12 protein-coding genes are annotated in these 15,825 nt (G+C 68.0%); 8 read left to right on the top strand and 4 right to left on the bottom strand.

Annotated features, from left to right (window positions below; translation table 11 throughout):
- The first annotated feature begins 21 nt into the window (after positions 1–21).
- From ISF28_RS24035 to ISF28_RS24050, 4 genes are all read left to right on the top strand, one after another.
- Positions 22–1,422, top strand: a complete 1,401-nt coding sequence (locus ISF28_RS24035; protein WP_198119703.1) for an L-cystine transporter — start codon at positions 22–24, stop codon at positions 1,420–1,422.
- A 132-nt stretch (positions 1,423–1,554) separates the two neighbouring features.
- Positions 1,555–2,319, top strand: a complete 765-nt coding sequence (locus ISF28_RS24040) for a histidine phosphatase family protein (RefSeq protein WP_198119789.1) — start codon at positions 1,555–1,557, stop codon at positions 2,317–2,319.
- Positions 2,320–2,331: 12 nt separating this feature from the next.
- The gene (locus tag ISF28_RS24045) at positions 2,332–3,309 is read left to right on the top strand and encodes an NAD(P)H-hydrate dehydratase (protein WP_229519349.1); all 978 of its coding nucleotides are present in this window, start codon (positions 2,332–2,334) and stop codon (positions 3,307–3,309) included.
- 306 nt (positions 3,310–3,615) lie between these two features.
- Positions 3,616–4,041, top strand: coding sequence for a hypothetical protein (locus ISF28_RS24050; protein WP_198119704.1), 426 nt, complete (start codon positions 3,616–3,618; stop codon positions 4,039–4,041).
- 74 nt (positions 4,042–4,115) lie between these two features.
- On the opposite strand, the gene ISF28_RS24055 is transcribed toward ISF28_RS24050, so the two are convergent.
- The 3 genes from ISF28_RS24055 to ISF28_RS24065 all read right to left on the bottom strand — a co-directional run bounded on the left by ISF28_RS24055 (position 4,116) and on the right by ISF28_RS24065 (position 9,180).
- Positions 4,116–7,316 carry an efflux RND transporter permease subunit gene (locus ISF28_RS24055; RefSeq protein ID WP_198119705.1) on the bottom strand — a complete coding sequence of 1,067 codons (3,201 nt, stop codon included), beginning with the start codon at positions 7,314–7,316 and terminating at the stop codon, positions 4,116–4,118.
- 15 nt (positions 7,317–7,331) lie between these two features.
- A complete protein-coding gene (locus tag ISF28_RS24060) occupies positions 7,332–8,498 on the bottom strand; it encodes an efflux RND transporter periplasmic adaptor subunit (protein WP_198119706.1) in 1,167 nt (388 codons plus the stop codon).
- 262 nt (positions 8,499–8,760) lie between these two features.
- On the bottom strand, positions 8,761–9,180 hold the full coding sequence (locus ISF28_RS24065) for a divergent PAP2 family protein (RefSeq protein WP_198119707.1): 420 nt from the start codon (positions 9,178–9,180) through the stop codon (positions 8,761–8,763).
- 197 nt (positions 9,181–9,377) lie between these two features.
- On the opposite strand from ISF28_RS24065, the gene ISF28_RS24070 reads away from it, so the two are divergent.
- From ISF28_RS24070 to ISF28_RS24085, 4 genes are all read left to right on the top strand, one after another.
- Entirely contained in the window at positions 9,378–10,418 is a 1,041-nt protein-coding gene (locus ISF28_RS24070) for a DUF475 domain-containing protein (RefSeq protein ID WP_198119708.1), read from the top strand.
- Between the two features lie 33 nt (positions 10,419–10,451).
- Positions 10,452–11,027, top strand: a complete 576-nt coding sequence (locus ISF28_RS24075; protein ID WP_198119709.1) for a TerD family protein — start codon at positions 10,452–10,454, stop codon at positions 11,025–11,027.
- 85 nt (positions 11,028–11,112) lie between these two features.
- Complete coding sequence (locus ISF28_RS24080) at positions 11,113–11,517, top strand: DUF8785 domain-containing protein (RefSeq protein WP_198119710.1); 405 nt, start codon at positions 11,113–11,115, stop codon at positions 11,515–11,517.
- Between the two features lie 97 nt (positions 11,518–11,614).
- A complete protein-coding gene (locus ISF28_RS24085) occupies positions 11,615–13,117 on the top strand; it encodes a tryptophan halogenase family protein (protein WP_198119711.1) in 1,503 nt (500 codons plus the stop codon).
- Between the two features lie 24 nt (positions 13,118–13,141).
- On the opposite strand, the gene ISF28_RS24090 is transcribed toward ISF28_RS24085, so the two are convergent.
- Complete coding sequence (locus ISF28_RS24090) at positions 13,142–15,751, bottom strand: coiled-coil domain-containing protein (protein ID WP_198119712.1); 2,610 nt, start codon at positions 15,749–15,751, stop codon at positions 13,142–13,144.
- Between the last annotated feature and the right edge of the window lie 74 nt (positions 15,752–15,825).

Consider the following 15,825-nt stretch of genomic DNA (forward strand, 5'->3'; position numbering starts at 1 on the left):
GCAACGCAATCCAAGGACACCATGAGTCTCCCCTTGATCCTGAACCTGGGCATCGCCCTGGCCGTCTGCGGCCTGCTGTACGCGATGCAGCAACGCCATCTGTCCTTCACGAAACGCGTGTTCACCGGCCTTGGCCTCGGCATCGCGCTGGGCGCCGCCTTCCAGGCCTGGTACGGCAACGGTTCCCCCGTCATCGCGCAGACCAACGCCTACCTCGACATCGTCGGCACGGGCTACATCAAGCTGCTGCAGATGATCATCATGCCGTTGATCATGGTTTCGATCATCCAGGCCATCCTCAAGCTGCGCGACGCATCGTCGCTCGGCAAGATCAGCGCGCTGACGATCGGCACCCTGATGGTCACGACGGCCATCGCGGCCGCGATCGGCATCCTGATGGCGAAGCTGTACGGCTTGACCGCCGTCGGCCTGACGTCGAGCGCGGCCGAAATCGCGCGCGGACACTATTTGGAAGGCAAACTGTCGACCGCGCAGGACGTCTCGCTGCCGACATTGATCCTGTCCTTCATCCCGGAAAACCCCTTCCTCGACATGACGGGCGCACGCAAGACGTCGACGATCGCCGTCGTGCTGTTCTCGATCTTCATCGGCGTCTCGGCCACGGGCATCGCGGGCAAGAAGCCGGACGTGTTCGAGAAATTCAGCGAATTCGTCCACGTCGCCCACGTGATCGTGATGCGCATGGTCACGCTCGTGCTGCGCCTGACGCCGCTCGGCGTGTTCGCCCTGATCACGCAGGTGGTCGCCAGTTCCAGCCTGCAGGACATCCTGAACCTGATCGGCTTCGTCGCGGCCTCGTACAGCGCGCTCATCCTGATGTTCTGCGTACATTTGCTGATCATCACGGCCGTCGGCCTGCATCCGGGCCGCTACGTGAAGAAAATCTTCCCCGTGCTCGCGTTCGCATTCTCGTCGCGCACGTCCGCCGGTTCGATCCCGATGAGCGTGCAGACGCAGACCGCGCGCCTGGGCACGCCGGAGGGCATCGCCAACTTCGCCGCGTCGTTCGGCTCGATGATGGGCCAGAACGGCTGCGCCGGCATTTATCCGGCGATGCTGGCCGTGATGATCGCGCCGACGCTCGGCATCGATCCGTACACGAGCGCCTTCCTGCTGCCGCTGATCGGCGTCGTGACGATCGGCTCCGTCGGCGTGGCCGGCGTGGGCGGCGGCGCCACGTTCGCCGCGCTCATCGTGCTGTCGGCGCTGAACCTGCCCGTCGCGCTGGCGGGCCTCTTGATTTCCATCGAACCGCTGATCGACATGGGGCGCACGGCCGTCAACGTCAGCGGTTCCATCACGGCCGGCACCTTCGCCAGCCGGGTGCTCGGCCTGACCGACATGAAGGTGTTCGACAGCAACGCCGAAGTCAACCTCGACAGCGAGGAACAGGTGGCCTGACGCGCCGCCACTGCTGACGTAAGACCCCGCCTACACGCGGTTCCGGCACACGTTATCGTCCGGAAACGTGCGCGGAAATCCCGCCGAATCCGTCTATGATCGCGTCATGTCAAAAACGCAAACGGTCGGATGATGGATCAGAAGTGGCCTCAGGAAATCTGGCTCGTCAGGCACGGACAAAGCGCCGGTAACGTCGCACGCGACGCCGCCGAAGCGGCGGCCGGCCTGCGCATCGACATCGCCGAGCGCGACGTCGACGTGCCCCTGTCCGAGCTGGGCGTGCGCCAGTCGCAGGCCCTGTCGGGCTGGTTCGCCGCGCTGCCGCCCGACGAGCAGCCGAACGTCGTGCTGCATTCGCCGTACGTGCGCGCGGCCGAGACCGCCAACATCCTGATGCAGCGCCTGGACCGCGACGAGCTCCTGGCCGTGCACGCCGACGAACGCCTGCGCGAAAAAGAGTTCGGCATCCTCGACCGGTTGACCGTGCGCGGCATTGCCGACAAGTATCCCGAGCTCCATGAGCAACGCCACCACGTCGGCAAGTTCTATTTCCGTCCACCCGGCGGGGAGAGCTGGTGCGACGTCATCCTGCGCCTGCGCAGCGTCCTCGACACGATGACGCGCGAATACTCGCGCGAGCGCGTGCTGATCGTCGCGCACCAGGTCATCGTCAACTGCTTCCGCTACCTGCTGGAGCGGATGGACGAGGCGGCGATCCTCGCGCAGGACCGCGCCGGCGACGTGCCGAACTGCTCCGTCACCTCGTATGCCTTCGACCCCACGCTCGGCAAGCGCGGCAAGCTGGCCGTGCGCCTGGTCAATTTCGTCGCGCCGCTGGAAGCGAGCGGCACCCCGGTCACGGTCGCCAAAGACCAGCCCACCGCCGCCAAGGCCTGAGGTCCTGTCCCCATGATGCTGCAACCCCATGCCCGCCCGCGCGACGTCGATCCGAGCCTGCTGCGCAGCTGGCCGCTGCCCGTGCCGTCGAACGACGCCGACAAGGAAGACCGCGGCCACGTGCTCGTCCTCGGCGGCTCGCGCGAGATGCCGGGCGCCGTGATCCTCGCCGCCACGGCGGCCCTGCGCGCGGGCGCCGGCAAGCTGACCATCGCCACCGGGCGCAGCGTGGCCCAGCTGGTCGCGCTGGCGCTGCCGGAATCGCGCGTGCTGGGCCTGGCGGAAAACGAGGCCGGCGGTTTCACCGTCGAAGCCGTGGCCGCGCTCGATCCGCTGGCCGACAAGATCAGCGCCATCCTCATCGGCCCCGGCATGCAGGACGAGGCCGCGACGGCCCGCCTCGTGCACGCCCTGCTGCCCCGCCTGGACGGCAGCGACACGAAGGTGGTGCTCGACGCGGAGGCGATGGGCGCCGTGCTGCATCCACCGGCCGGCGATCCCCCGTTCCGCTTCGCCGTGCCCGTCCTCCTGACGCCGCATGCGGGCGAAATGGCCCACCTGACGGGCAGCGCCAAGGACGAGATCTGCGCCGCGCCGGACCGCCACGCGCTCGAGGCCGCGCAGCACTGGAACGCCGTCGTCGTGCTCAAGGGCGCGCGCACCGTGATCGCGGCGCCCGGCGGCGAGCGCTGGCAGAACGAGGGCGGCAATGTGGGGCTCGCCACGTCCGGCTCCGGCGACGTGCTGGCCGGCATCCTCGCGGGCCTCGCGGCGCGGGGCGCGGACCTGGCGCAGGCCGCCGCCTGGGGTGTCGCGCTCCATGCGCGCGCGGGCGAACACCTGGCCGAACGTTTCGGCAGACTGGGTTACCTGGCGCGGGAATTGTGCGATGGCATCCCCGCCCTGCTCGAACAGGCCGCCGGCGACAGCGCCGACGCGGCACCGAAACCAACCGGCACCTTCGCCGGTGGACTGAGGGTTGAACGATGATGGTTCGGCTCTTATCTAACCCGCACGTGACGGCGCTGCGCGCCGCACCGCGGACGCAGGGAAACGTCGGACGATTGCCGGCGTTTCACCAAGCTAAAGGAGTGCAATCCAACGAACCGGCCGGCGTCGTGCCGGTCTAATCCTCACAGTCGGATTCGTACTCCACCGGAGCCGCGTATTGCGTCGGTTCCTGATGGTTCGCGCTTGGGCCGGCAGGTCCATCGGGAACCCAAAGCCGCCGCCGCCCCTCCAGCGCCTCACCTGGAAACGGCGGTACACGATAGACGTGAACGAGGAGTAAAACAAATGAAAGCTCTTAACAACGCATCGAAGATTCTGTTCGCCGCCGCCCTGATGGCAAGCCTTGCCGCTTGCAAGAAGAATGAACCCACCAGCACGACGGGCACCGGCGAAACGTCCGCCACCGCGCCGAGCAACAGCTCGGGCACGAGCGGCACGACCGGCACCACCGGCACGGGCACGACGGGTGACACCACGGGCACCGGCGCCACGGGCACCACCGGCACGACGGGCGCGACGGGCACCACCGGCGAGACCGGCACCGGCGCAACGGGCACCGGCACCACCGGCACGGGCGCAACCGGCACCACCGGCACGGGCACGACGGGCACCGGCTCGTCGGGCACCTCGGGTACGCAGGGCACCACCGGCAGCGACACGTCGGGCACCGGCACCTCCAACACCGGCACCTCCGGCACCTCCGGCCGCTGATCGCCATGGCGCATCGGCAAAGGGCCTGCACACGCAGGCCCTTTGTCATGATGCCGGCCGCGGCCGGCACACCGTCACGCCGTCGCCGGACGGCCGCGTCCCAGCGCGAAGCGGCCCGCCTTCACGATCAGGCGGAACACGAGGCGCACCACCACCAGGGTGAGGATCGCTTCGATGAAGGTCAGCACGAACGCCGGCACCGCGGTGAAGCGGGCCGCGCGGCGGTGGAACTTGGCGACCATGCGGTCGCGGGCGATCTCGATGCTGTCGTAGAAGGTCGGGACGACCAGCAAGGTCAGCATCGTCGACGTGATCGTGCCGCCGATGATCGCGATCGCGAGCGGCTGGTAGAACTGGCCGGAATCGCCCAGGGCCAGCGCGACCGGGAACATGCCGGCGATCAGCGCGAACGTCGTCATCAGGATCGGACGCAGGCGGGCGCGGCCGGCGGCCATCAGCGCCTCCTCGCGGTCCATGCCTTCCGCCTCGCGGGTGCGGGCGGCGTCCAGCAGCAGGATCGCGTTCTTCGCCACGAGGCCCATCAGCATGATGATGCCGATGAAGCTCATCAGGTTCAGCGTGCCGTGCGTGAGCAGCAGCGCGAGGACCACGCCGATCAGCGACAGCGGCAGCGACAGCATCACGGCGAGCGGCGCCGTGAACGAGCCGAACTGCATCACGAGGATCAGGTACATCAGGCCGATGCCGGACACGAGCGCGATCGTCATCTGCGTGAACACTTCGGCCTGGTCCTTGCCGGCGCCGCCCAGCGACAGGCCGTAGCCCGGCGGGAAGTCCATGGTCTTGGCGAGCTTCATCGCCTCGTCCGTCACCTCGCCGTTCGAGCGGCCCTCGACGTTGGCCGACACGGTAATCACGCGCTTGCCGTCCTTGTGCTCGATCGCCGACGGGCCCTTGCCCATCGTGATCCTGGCGATCTGGTCGAGCGGGACCATCGTGTTGGTGCCGGCGACGGCGATCGGCAGGCGTTCGATGTTCTCGGCGCCCACGCGGTCTTCCGGCGCCAGGCGCACGGCCACGTCGCGGGTCTCGCCCGTCGGATCGACCCAGTCGCCGATCTCGATGCCGGCGAACGCGACGCGCAGCGCGGTGGCGGCGTCGCCCACCGAGATGCCCATCATGTTCGCCAGGCCGCGATCGAGCTCGATCTGCAGCTCGTCCTTCGGATCCTGCTGCGACAGCGTGACGTCGACGGCGCCCCTCACCTGGCGCAGCTTGTCCATGTAGGCGTTCGTCAGCTCCATCAGCTTGCGCGAATCGGGGCCGGTGAACTCGATCTGCACGGGCTTGCCGTTGCCGTTCAAGTCGTCCGTGACCGTGTACTCGGCACCGACGAGGCGCGCGATCTTGCCGCGCAGTTCGACAGCGATCTGGGCGGCCGTGCGGTGGCGCTGGCTGCGCTTGCCGATGTCGACGTAGATGCGGCCGCCGGCCGACGTGATCGAGCTGTTGGTCTCTTTCGTTTCCGGCAGCGTACGGGCGAGCGCGGCGGCCTCTTCCATCTTCATCTTGGCATAGCCGACCGACGACGAAGCCGGCGTGCGCACTTCGATCGCGATCTGGCCCGCGTCCAACTTGGGCAGGAACGCAGAGCCGCCGAACATGATGTGCAGGGCGAGCGCGCCGATGAGGCTGGCGACGGCGATGATGGCCATCCAGCGGCGGTGGTGCAGCGCCCAGGCGATCACGTGGCCGTAGCGGTTGGCCTGGCGGTCGAACCAGACGTTGAACTTCGCCAGGTATTTCTCGATGCCGCGGCGCGGCGCGTGGTGGTGGCCCGGCGGATCGCCCCAGTAGGCCGACAGCATCGGATCGAGCGTGAACGAGATGCCCAGCGACACGATCACCGAGCACGCGACGGTCAGCGCGAACGGCCGGAACCATTCGCCGGCAATGCCCTGCATGAACGCGACCGGGATGAACACGGCCATGATCGAGAACGTCGTCGAGGCGACGGCCATGCCGATCTCGGCGGTGCCTTCGAGCGCGGCGGTGCGGCGGTCGGCCCCCGCTTCCATGTGGCGCACGATGTTTTCGCGCACCACGATGGCATCGTCGATCAGCACGCCGATCGCCAGCGACAGGCCGAGCAGCGTCATGAAGTTCAGCGTGAAGCCGCACAGCCACACGGCGATGAACGCGGCCAGCACCGACGTCGGCAGCGACAGCGCCGTGATCAGGGTGGAACGCCAGGAATTCAGGAACGCGTACACGACGAAGATGGTCAGCACGGCGCCGAACACGAGCGACTCGATCACGTTGTTCAGGCTGCGCTGCGCGTCGTCGCCGCCGTCGCGCGTCACGTCCAGTCTGGTGCCCTTCGGCAGTTCCTTGTTGATGTCGTCGACCATCGCGCGCACCCTCTTGGCGATGCCCACGGTCGACGCTTCGCGCGAGCGGATGATCGAGATGCCGACGTTGGACTTGCCGCTACGCATCGAGTAGCTCTCGATGTCGGCGAAGCCGTCCTTCACGTCCGCGACCTGGTTCAGGCGCACGATCGTGTCGCCGTTGCGCTTGACGACGACCTGCGAGAAGTCTTCCGGATGCGCGATGCGGCCGACGAGGCGGATGCCCTTTTCGTCCAGTTCGCTGCGCACCTTGCCGACCGGCGCGTTCGTGTTCTGGCGCGCCAGCGCATTCGTCACGTCGCTGACCGACACGTTATATTCGCGCATCTTTTGCGCGTGCAGCAGCACGGACAGTTCGCGCCTGAGCGAACCGTTGACCTGCACGTTGGCGACACCGTCGATGGCGCGCAGGCGGTCCGCGAGCTTGTCCTCGGCCAGGCGCGAAATCTCGGCATGGCTCAGCGTGGTGGACGACAGCGCCAGGTTCATGATCGGCTGGGCCGACGGGTCCACGCGCCGCAGCACCGGCTCGCGCATCTCGACCGGCAGCTTGTAGCGCACGCCGGCGATCGCGTTGCGCACGTCGTCCGACGCCTCGATCAGGTTGCGCTTGAAGTCGAACTGCAGCACGATCGTCGCGCTGCCTTCGTTCGCGTAGGAATCGATTTCCGTGACGCCGGTGATCGCCTGCATCGGCTTTTCGAGACGCTCGAGCAATTCGCGCTCGCTCGTCTCGGGCGACGCGCCCGGATACGGAATCGTGACCACGATGATCGGGATTTCGACGTCCGGATTCTGGTTCACGCGCAGCTTGGAGAGCGCGAGCAGGCCCATGCACATCATGCCGATGACGAGCACGATCGTGGCGATGGGCTTCTTGACACTGAAATTGGAAAGGAACATTGCAAATTCCCCGGTTTATTTGGCCGGCGCCGGATTGCTGGCCGCGCTGGCGACGCGCGCCGCCGCCAATTCGACCTGCTGGCCGTCCTTCAGGCTCGAGTTCGGGTGGCGCAGCACGGTGTCGCCCGCCGCCAGGCCGCTCTTGACCTCGAAGCCGCCGCTGCGCGGGTCGCGCGGCCCCACCGCCAGGTCGACCTTGTCCAGCGCATTGCCCTTGAGCTTCCAGGCATACGTCTTGTCGCCGTCGCGCACGAGGGCGGATTCGGGCAGCATCAGCGCGTCGGACAGCTCGGCGTCGATGTGGCCTTCCGCGTACAGGCCGGCCACGCGCGGGCGGGTATCGCCCGTAAAGCCGACGAGCACCTCGACCTGGCGGGTGACGTCGTTGGCGCTCGGGTCGATGCGCTTGACGATGCCGCTAAACTTTTGATCACCGTAACCGTTCACGCGGAACATGACAGGCTGGCCGACCTTGACGGCGGCGATCTTGTCCGAGGACACCTGGCCCTCGAAGCGCATGCTCGTCGGATCGATCACCTTCAGCAATTCCTTGCCGATGGCGGCCGTATCGCCCGGCGACACCTTGCGGTCGGACACGATGCCGTCGAACGGGGCGCGCACGACGGTGCGGGTCACCTGCTGCTGGGCGGCGACGAGGCGCGCACGCGCGGCCGACACGTCGCTCTGGGCATTGTTGCGGCGCACTTCCGCATCGTCCAGCGCCTGGGCGGACGTCATGCCGGACGCGCGCAGCGTCTTGAGGCGGTCGAGCGAGCGCTGCGACTGGTCGAAGGCCTGGGTCGCGGCGCGCAGGGCTTCCTGGGCGGACATCAGGCTGTCGCGGATGGACGTCTCGTCGAGCTTGACGAGCACGTCGCCCTTCTTGACCGGATCGCCGTTTTCTTTCAGCACCTGCAGCACGATGGCGGACACTTCCGCGCGCAAGTCGGCCCTGCGTTCCGGCTGGATCGAACCCGTGATCACGGGGCCGTTTGCCAGGGTGCTGCTCTGTACGGTCAATACATCCTCGGGCGAAACGAGCAGCCGGACGGGCTTGCCATCCTTCTGCTTGCCGTCCGCCTGCGCGGCGGCGGCGCCTGGCTTGGCCGGGTCCTTGTCGTGTTTGCCGCACGCACTGAGTGCGGAAGCAATAGCAAGGAAGATTATAGTTTTGCGCAACATTTCTTGGTTCCCCCGAGATGGACTCGTTACCTGTAAAAATAAGAATAGAAAAGGCCAGCGGGCAGTATCAATGAGGCCGTCATGAGCGTCAATTGACGGTTCGGCAAAGCGCGGTTTTGGTGGGATGAACTGCAGATAGGCGGGATGAAATGCGTTTGGCCGAGGTTGGAATGCGCGACGAAACGGACAGGCGGACGTCCGGGTGGACGGCGGGGATGGTGTGCAGTCATCGGGTCCCCGCGCAGGCGGGGACCCAAGTAAATTACTTGGAGAACAGGTGGTACACGAGATTCCCCATCAGGATCCCGGTCACGATGCCGCCGCCGATCTCGACCAGCGTGTGGCCCATGCGCTCGCGCAAGGTGGTGTGGCCGCCCGTGTCCGCGGCCAGGCGGTTGATGGCGGCGGCCTGGCGGCCGACGTGCCGGCGCAGGCTGTTGGCGTCGATCATGACGATGAAGCACAAGGTGACGGCCACGCCGAACGCCGGGTGGCCGATGCCCTCGCGCAGCGCGATCAGGGTCGCCATGCTCGTGACGGTGGCGCTGTGGTTGCTCGGAAAGCCGCCATTGCCGACGAGATTGAACGCCCAGCGCCGCTGGCGCGCGCTATTGATGAGGAATTTGATCGGGCCGACCACGAGCCAGGTCAGCACCGGGGTGACCAGATAAGAAAAATCCATGCGAAATCCATTCAGGCTGAAATAGGAAGGCGTGACGCCGGGCGGCATTATCGCAGATGCGATGTTGCGTGAGCAATTCGGCGAGGACGGCCCGGCGTCGTTGTCAAGACGGCATTCGATGCGCCCGCCACGGTGTGAACCGGGTTAATATGCGCGTTGTGGTGTTTCAGTCAATGTAGCTTACCGGGGAGGAGTGCATGCAACATTTCAGGTTGTCGTTCGTGGTCGCCGCCGTCCTGCTGGCGCTGGCCGGCTGGTGGGGCTTTTCCCACGGCGGGGCCGCCGGACTCGTGCAGGGGCTGTGGATCGCCGCCGTGCTGGGCGTGCTCGAGATCTCGCTCTCGTTCGACAACGCGGTCGTCAACGCCTCCGTCCTGCGCAACTGGAACGCATTCTGGCAAAAACTGTTCCTCACGGCCGGCATCGTCGTCGCCGTGTTCGGCATGCGCCTGCTGTTTCCGCTGCTGATCGTGTCGGTGGCGACGGGGCTCGGCCTCGTCGACGTCTGGCACATGGCGGTCCACAGTCCGGCCGAGTACGCCCGCAACCTGACGTCGCGCCACGCCGAAGTGGCCGCGTTCGGCGGCGCGTTCCTGCTGCTGGTCTTCCTCAACTTCCTGTTCGACGAAGAAAAGGAACTCCACTGGCTGGGCTGGATCGAAGAAAAGGTCGGCAAGTACGGCTCGGAAGGCTTCGCCATCCTGCTCACCCTGCTCGCCGCGTTCGGCTGCATGAGCCTCGTGCCGCAGGAGCGCAAGCTGTCCGTGCTGATCGCGGGCGTCGTCGGCGTGCTCGTGTACGTGGGCGTGAACTGGTTTTCCGGCCTGCTGGAGGAAGAGGAAGCCGATCCGGCCGTCGGCAAGCTGATTTCGCAGGGCAGCATCGGCGGCTTCATCTACCTCGAAGTGCTGGACGCGTCGTTCAGCTTCGACGGCGTGATCGGCGCGTTCGCGATCACGAACGACGTCGTCGTGATCATGCTGGGCCTCGCCATCGGCGCGATGTTCGTGCGGTCGCTGACCGTGTTCCTCGTGCACAAGGGCACGCTGGAAGAATTCGTTTTCCTCGAGCACGGCGCGCACTACGCGATCGGCATCCTGGCCCTGATCATGTTCGCCAGCGTCGAGTACGAGATCCCGGAATGGTTCACCGGCCTGTCCGGCGTGGCCTTCATCCTGGTCTCGCTGTGGTCGTCGATCCGCTACAAGAAGCGCGAAGCGCTCGAATCGGCGACTTGAAACTTTAGTCCCTATCCAAAGAAAGGAAGCAAGATGGCGATCAGTTTGCAAAAAGGCGGCAACGTCAACCTGTCCAAGGAAGATCCGAACCTCAAGAAGGTCATCGTCGGCCTCGGCTGGGATCCGCGCGCGACCGACGGCGCCACCTTCGACCTCGACGGCAGCGCCTTCCTGCTGCGCGGCGACGGCAAGGTGCGCGGCGATGCCGACTTCATCTTCTACAACAACCTGAAGTCCAGCGACGGCGCCGTCACGCACACGGGCGACAACCGCACGGGCCAGGGCGAAGGCGACGACGAGCGCATCGTCGTCGACCTCACGCGGGTGCCGCCGGACATCGAGAAAATCGCGTTCTCCGTCACCATCCACGAAGCCGAGCAGCGCCGCCAGAACTTCGGCCAGGTGGCGCGCGCCTTCATCCGCTGCCTGAACGCGGACGGCGAACGCGAGATCGCCCGCTACGACCTGTCGGAAGACAGCTCGACGGAAACGGCGATGATCTTCGGCGAGCTCTACCGCTACGGCAACGAGTGGAAATTCCGCGCAGTCGGCCAAGGCTACAACGGCGGGCTCGGACCGCTCGCCCGCTCGTTCGGGGTGAACGCGTAAGTTTGGTCTAATTGACAATCGGCGCGCCCGTGTCAGAATGGGCGCGCTTCGTCACGTCCGTTATCTCAACCACCGCCTTCCGATCATGCCCAAGACCCTGCCGCGCCGCGCCATCGCCATCCTCGCCTCCGTCGTCATCGCCGCCGCTGCGCTGTTCGCCCTGTACACGTGGATCGTGCTGCACTGGTCGTATTCGGAAGGCGAACGGGCCGGCTATCTGCAAAAGCTGTCGCGCAAGGGCTGGCTGTGCAAGACGTGGGAGGGCGAGCTCCTGCTGTCGAGCATGCCCGGCGCGATTCCCGAGCGCTTCAATTTCACCGTGCGCGACGAGAACGTCGTGCGCCAGCTGCAGGCCGCCATGGGCCAGCGCGTGCAGCTGACGTATGCGCAGCACGTCGGCGTGCCGACCTCGTGCTTCGGCGAGACGGAATACTTCGTCGAGAAGGCCGTCGTCGGCGGATCGAATCCGGTGGCGCCCAGCAATATGTGACGTTTTGCCACGGAAATGTTAGACGCAAACATTTCTATTGCCGCCCCGCTCGCCCTCCCCTACACTCTCCTGAAACGGCAAGACGTCAGGAGACAACATGCAACAAAACCCCATCCGTAAAGTCGTCATCGTGGGCGGCGGCACCGCCGGCTGGATGACCGCGGCCCCGCTCGCCCAGCGGCTCGGCCGGCACTGCGAGATCGTGCTGGTGGAATCGCCGGAGATCGGCACGATCGGCGTCGGCGAAGCCACCTTGCCGACGATCCGCTTCTACAACAGCGCCCTCGGGCTGGACCACGCCGACTTCATCAGGAAGACCCAGGCCACCTTCAAGCTCGGCATCGAGTTCAAGGACTGGGGCCACGTCGGCAACCGCTTCTTCCACGGCTTCGGCGACTTCGGTCCGGCCCTCGACGGGATCGCGCCGCACCATTACTGGCTGCGCCTCGCGCGCACCTTCGACCAGATGCCGGACCTGGAAAACTGGTCCGTGGCATCGCGGATGGCGCGCGAGAACAAATTCGCGATGCCGACCGATGCGCAGCCTGGCGTCACGAACGCTTTTTCGTTCGGCTACCAGTTCGACGCCGGGCTGTACGCCGCCTACCTGCGCGATTACGCGCTGGCGCGCGGCGCCAAGCGGGTCGAGGGATTGATCACCGGCGTCGACCAGCATCCGGAGACCGGATTCGTCACGAGCCTGCGCCTCGCCGACGGCCGCACCCTCGACGGCGACCTGTTCATCGACTGCTCGGGCTTCCGCGGCCTGCTGATCGAAGGCACGCTGAAGGCGGGCTACGAGGACTGGAGCGAGCAACTGCCCTGCAACAGCGCCCTCGCCGTCCCGTGCGCCCGCGTGGAGCCGCTCACGCCCTACACCCGTTCGACGGCCAAGGGCTCGGGCTGGCTCTGGCGCATCCCGCTGCAGCACCGCACGGGCAACGGCCACGTCTACAGCAATGCGTTCACGACGGACGACGCCGCGCGCCAGGAGCTGCTCGACGGCCTCGACGGCAAAGCGCTGGACGAGCCGCGCCAGCTGCGCTTCGTCACCGGGAAGCGCAAGAACTCGTGGGTCAAGAACGTCGTGGCGATCGGCCTGTCGGCCGGCTTCGTCGAACCGCTGGAGTCGACCAGCATCAGCCTGATCGAAACGGCCGTCGGCAAGCTGATCGAGCTGTGGCCGGACCGCGATTGCCCTCCCGGGCTGGCGGCCGAATTCAACCGGGCGATCGGCAGCCGCTACGAGTCGATCCGCGACTTCATCATCATGCACTACAAGCTGACGAAGCGTGACGACACCGAATTCTGGCGCTATTGCGCGAACATGGCCATCCCCGATTCGCTCGCGCACCAGATCGAGTTGTTCCGCACGACGGGCCGCGTGACGATCCTCGACCGCGACGGTTTCGCCGAGCCCTCGTTCGTGTCGATGCTGATGGGCCTGGGCATCGTGCCCGAACGCTACAATCCGTTCGTGGACGAAGCCGACATGCGCCAGGTGCACGGCCACTTTGCCGGGCTGCGCGACCTCATCGGGCAGACGGTGGCGAAGATGCCGGGGCATGGGGCGTACCTGGAAAAGAACGCCAAGGCCTGACGGCGCAGGCCCGTCACGGGCCGGTCATTCGTGATCGCGGTCGGCGCGCTGCTTGGCGACCGCGTCCGCCAGCCGCAGCGCCGCCTGCACCTTCGACGGCTGCTGCGAGAAGCGGCCCAGCACCTCGCGCGCGAGGTCTTCCGATTCGGCGCGCTGTTTCGCTTCGGCCTGGCGCACCTCGATCTGTTCGCGCAGCGCGGCCAGTTCCGCCACCTGCTCTTCCTGGCGCGCGGATTCCAGTTCCACGAGGCGCTTCTTCGCCTCCATCATTTCCTGCGTGGCGAGCGCCGTCTTGCGCTGCATCTCGGCGGCCAGCTGGGCATTGGCCAGCAGCGCGCGCTGGGCGTCGCGCTTGTCGACCGCGGCCTGCGTGGCCGCCTGCTCCGCCGCCTCGCGCATCTTCGCCAGTTGCGCGCGCTCCGCCTCGGCCGCGGCGCGGGCCTCGGCCGCCGTCACGGCCGCGCGCTCGGACGCCATGCGTGCCGCCGCCGCTTCGTTGGCGCGCACGTCTGCGGCCGTCTGCTGCTGTTGCGACGACAGCTTTTGTTCCAGCAGCAGCAAGGCGTCGTGGGCGGCGTCGGCGGCGGCGCGTTCGGCCGCCAGCAATTCTTCCGTCAACGCCTGCTGGCGGCGTTCGTGCGCGGCGCGGTCGGCCTGCGCCTGCGCCAGTTCCGCGGCGCGGGCCGCCTGGGCGCGCTGGGCGTCGGCGATCGCCTGTTCCTCGTCGGCCTGGCGCGCCGCCTGTTCCGTGACGGCCCGCTGGGCGTCGACGGCGGCCTGGCGCTCGGCGACCGCGCGCTGTTCCTGCTCGGCCTGCGCGGCCAGCAGGGCCGCATATTCCTGCTCCAGTGCGGCGCGGCGGGCGTCGAACTCGGCCTGCTGGCGCGCGAGCGCATCCTGGTGGGCCTGCAGCTGCGCCGCATGCTCCTGCTCGAACGCGGCGCGGCGCGCGGCGATGTCGGCCTGCTGGTCCGCGAGCGCGCCGCGCTGCGCCTGCAGGCGCGCCGCATGCTCCTGTTCCGCGGCGGCGAGGCGCGCCGCCGTTTCCGCCTGCAGCGCGGCGACTTCGCGCCGCAAGGCCTCGGTCTTCTCGGCCAGTTGCGCGGCCTGCTCTCCTTCCGCGGCGGCGCGGGCTTCGGCGGCGGCGGCCAGCGCGCGTTCCGCTTCGATGCGGGCCCGCTCGCGCGCCAGCGCGTCCTGCTCGGCCTGCACGCGGGCCTGTTCGGCCTGCGCCAGTTCGCGCGCCTGTCCGGCGCGCTGCCCGGCCAGGCGCGCGGCCTCGCGTTCGTGTTCGGTCCGTTCGGCCTGCGCGGCCAGTTCCGCTTCCTGGGCGGCATTCTGCGCGGCGCGGGCGGCGGCCGCGGCGTCCGCCAGCGCGGCCCGTTCCTCGGCCAGCCGGCGCTCGCGCTGCTGCGCCTCGGCGTCGCGCTGCGCCGCTTCCTGGGCCACCCGGTCGGCTTCCGCCCGCAGGTGCGCCTGCTCGGCGGCTTCGCGCTCGGCGTCGAGGCGGGCCTGGCTCTGCTGCGATTCTTCCTCTTCCGCCGCGGCGCGGGACATGGCCACGTCGCGCAGCTTGCGGTCGGCCTCGATGCGGGCTTCCGTCGCGGCCAGGATGCGGGCTTCCGCCTCGCGCCGCGCGGCGGCCGCATCGGCCGCCATCCGTTCCAGGCGTTCGCGGTGGATGGCCGCGTCGCGCAATTCCTTTTCCGTCTGCAGGCGCATGCGCAGCGATTGCGCGGCCGTCCGCTCCGATTCCGCCTGGGCCTGGGCGATGGCTTCGCGTTCCTGCTCGATGTGCGCGAGGGCGCGGGCCTCCTCGAGCGCGCGCGCTTCCGCGGCCGCGCGCGCGAACGCGGACGCCAGCGCCACCTGGTCCGCCCGTTCGCGCCGCTGCGCGAGGTCCACCGCTTCGGCTTCCGCCTCCGCCAGCTTCTCCGCCGTCTGGCGTGCGGCCCGCTCGGCCCGTTCGCGTTCGCGCGCGAGGATGGCCACGCGGGCGTCGGCGCTGGCGCTGTGATGCACTTCTTCGCGCGCCGCGTGCACGGCCGCCACGCGCTCGGCCGCCTGCAGGCGGGCCTGCTCGGCGTGCTGCGCCAGTTCGTCGGCGTCGCGCTGGGCGCGCTCGGCGATCTCGGTGTCGATGCGCGCCTGTTCCGTCGCGCGTTTGCGGGCGTCTTCCTCGGCGCGGGCGCGAGCCTCGGACGCCAGACGGATCTGCGTGTCGGATGCGACGCGGGCGCGCAGCTCCGCCGTCTCCTGGCGGATCGCTTCCAGGCGCTCGGCGGCGGCCTTGGCGGCGGCGCGCAGGGTTTCGATGCGGTCGCGGTTGGCCTCGATCGCTTCTTCCGACGCCTGCGCGTTCGCCAGCGCGGCGGCGGCCGCCTCGGCGTCGATGGCGGCCCGTTCCTCGGCCAAGGTGCGCGCCCGGGCCTCGGCGTGGGCGCGGTTCTCGGCCGCCACCGCCGCCTTCGCCTCCGCTTCCACGCGCGCGATGCCTTCCTTGATCGCGCGCTGTTCCAGATGCTCGCGCTGCGGCTCGACCTGCGGCGCCGCGTGCTCCTGGGCGGCAGGCATCAGGTCGATCGTGAAATCGGCGTCGTCGTGCTTGGCGGAAGGTGAAGTAGAGTCGGACATGGAACGCTCGCTGGGTCATGCGGACCCGGACGAGCCCGCGCTTCGATTATGCGGCATGGCTCCGTGTCGTGTCA

The organism is Massilia rhizosphaerae (assembly GCF_016093545.1).
Classification (GTDB): domain Bacteria; phylum Pseudomonadota; class Gammaproteobacteria; order Burkholderiales; family Burkholderiaceae_D; genus Telluria; species Telluria rhizosphaerae.

Bases quoted from the DNA above. Each gene is read 5' to 3' on its own strand.
- ISF28_RS24035 (WP_198119703.1), top strand. From the start codon at position 22: ATGAGTCTCCCCTTGATCCTGAACCTGGGCATCGCCCTGGCCGTCTGC.
- ISF28_RS24040 (WP_198119789.1), top strand. From the start codon at position 1,555: ATGGATCAGAAGTGGCCTCAGGAAATCTGGCTCGTCAGGCACGGACAA.
- ISF28_RS24045 (WP_229519349.1), top strand. From the start codon at position 2,332: ATGATGCTGCAACCCCATGCCCGCCCGCGCGACGTCGATCCGAGCCTG.
- ISF28_RS24050 (WP_198119704.1), top strand. From the start codon at position 3,616: ATGAAAGCTCTTAACAACGCATCGAAGATTCTGTTCGCCGCCGCCCTG.
- ISF28_RS24055 (WP_198119705.1), bottom strand. From the start codon at position 7,316: ATGTTCCTTTCCAATTTCAGTGTCAAGAAGCCCATCGCCACGATCGTG.
- ISF28_RS24060 (WP_198119706.1), bottom strand. From the start codon at position 8,498: ATGTTGCGCAAAACTATAATCTTCCTTGCTATTGCTTCCGCACTCAGT.
- ISF28_RS24065 (WP_198119707.1), bottom strand. From the start codon at position 9,180: ATGGATTTTTCTTATCTGGTCACCCCGGTGCTGACCTGGCTCGTGGTC.
- ISF28_RS24070 (WP_198119708.1), top strand. From the start codon at position 9,378: ATGCAACATTTCAGGTTGTCGTTCGTGGTCGCCGCCGTCCTGCTGGCG.
- ISF28_RS24075 (WP_198119709.1), top strand. From the start codon at position 10,452: ATGGCGATCAGTTTGCAAAAAGGCGGCAACGTCAACCTGTCCAAGGAA.
- ISF28_RS24080 (WP_198119710.1), top strand. From the start codon at position 11,113: ATGCCCAAGACCCTGCCGCGCCGCGCCATCGCCATCCTCGCCTCCGTC.
- ISF28_RS24085 (WP_198119711.1), top strand. From the start codon at position 11,615: ATGCAACAAAACCCCATCCGTAAAGTCGTCATCGTGGGCGGCGGCACC.
- ISF28_RS24090 (WP_198119712.1), bottom strand. From the start codon at position 15,751: ATGTCCGACTCTACTTCACCTTCCGCCAAGCACGACGACGCCGATTTC.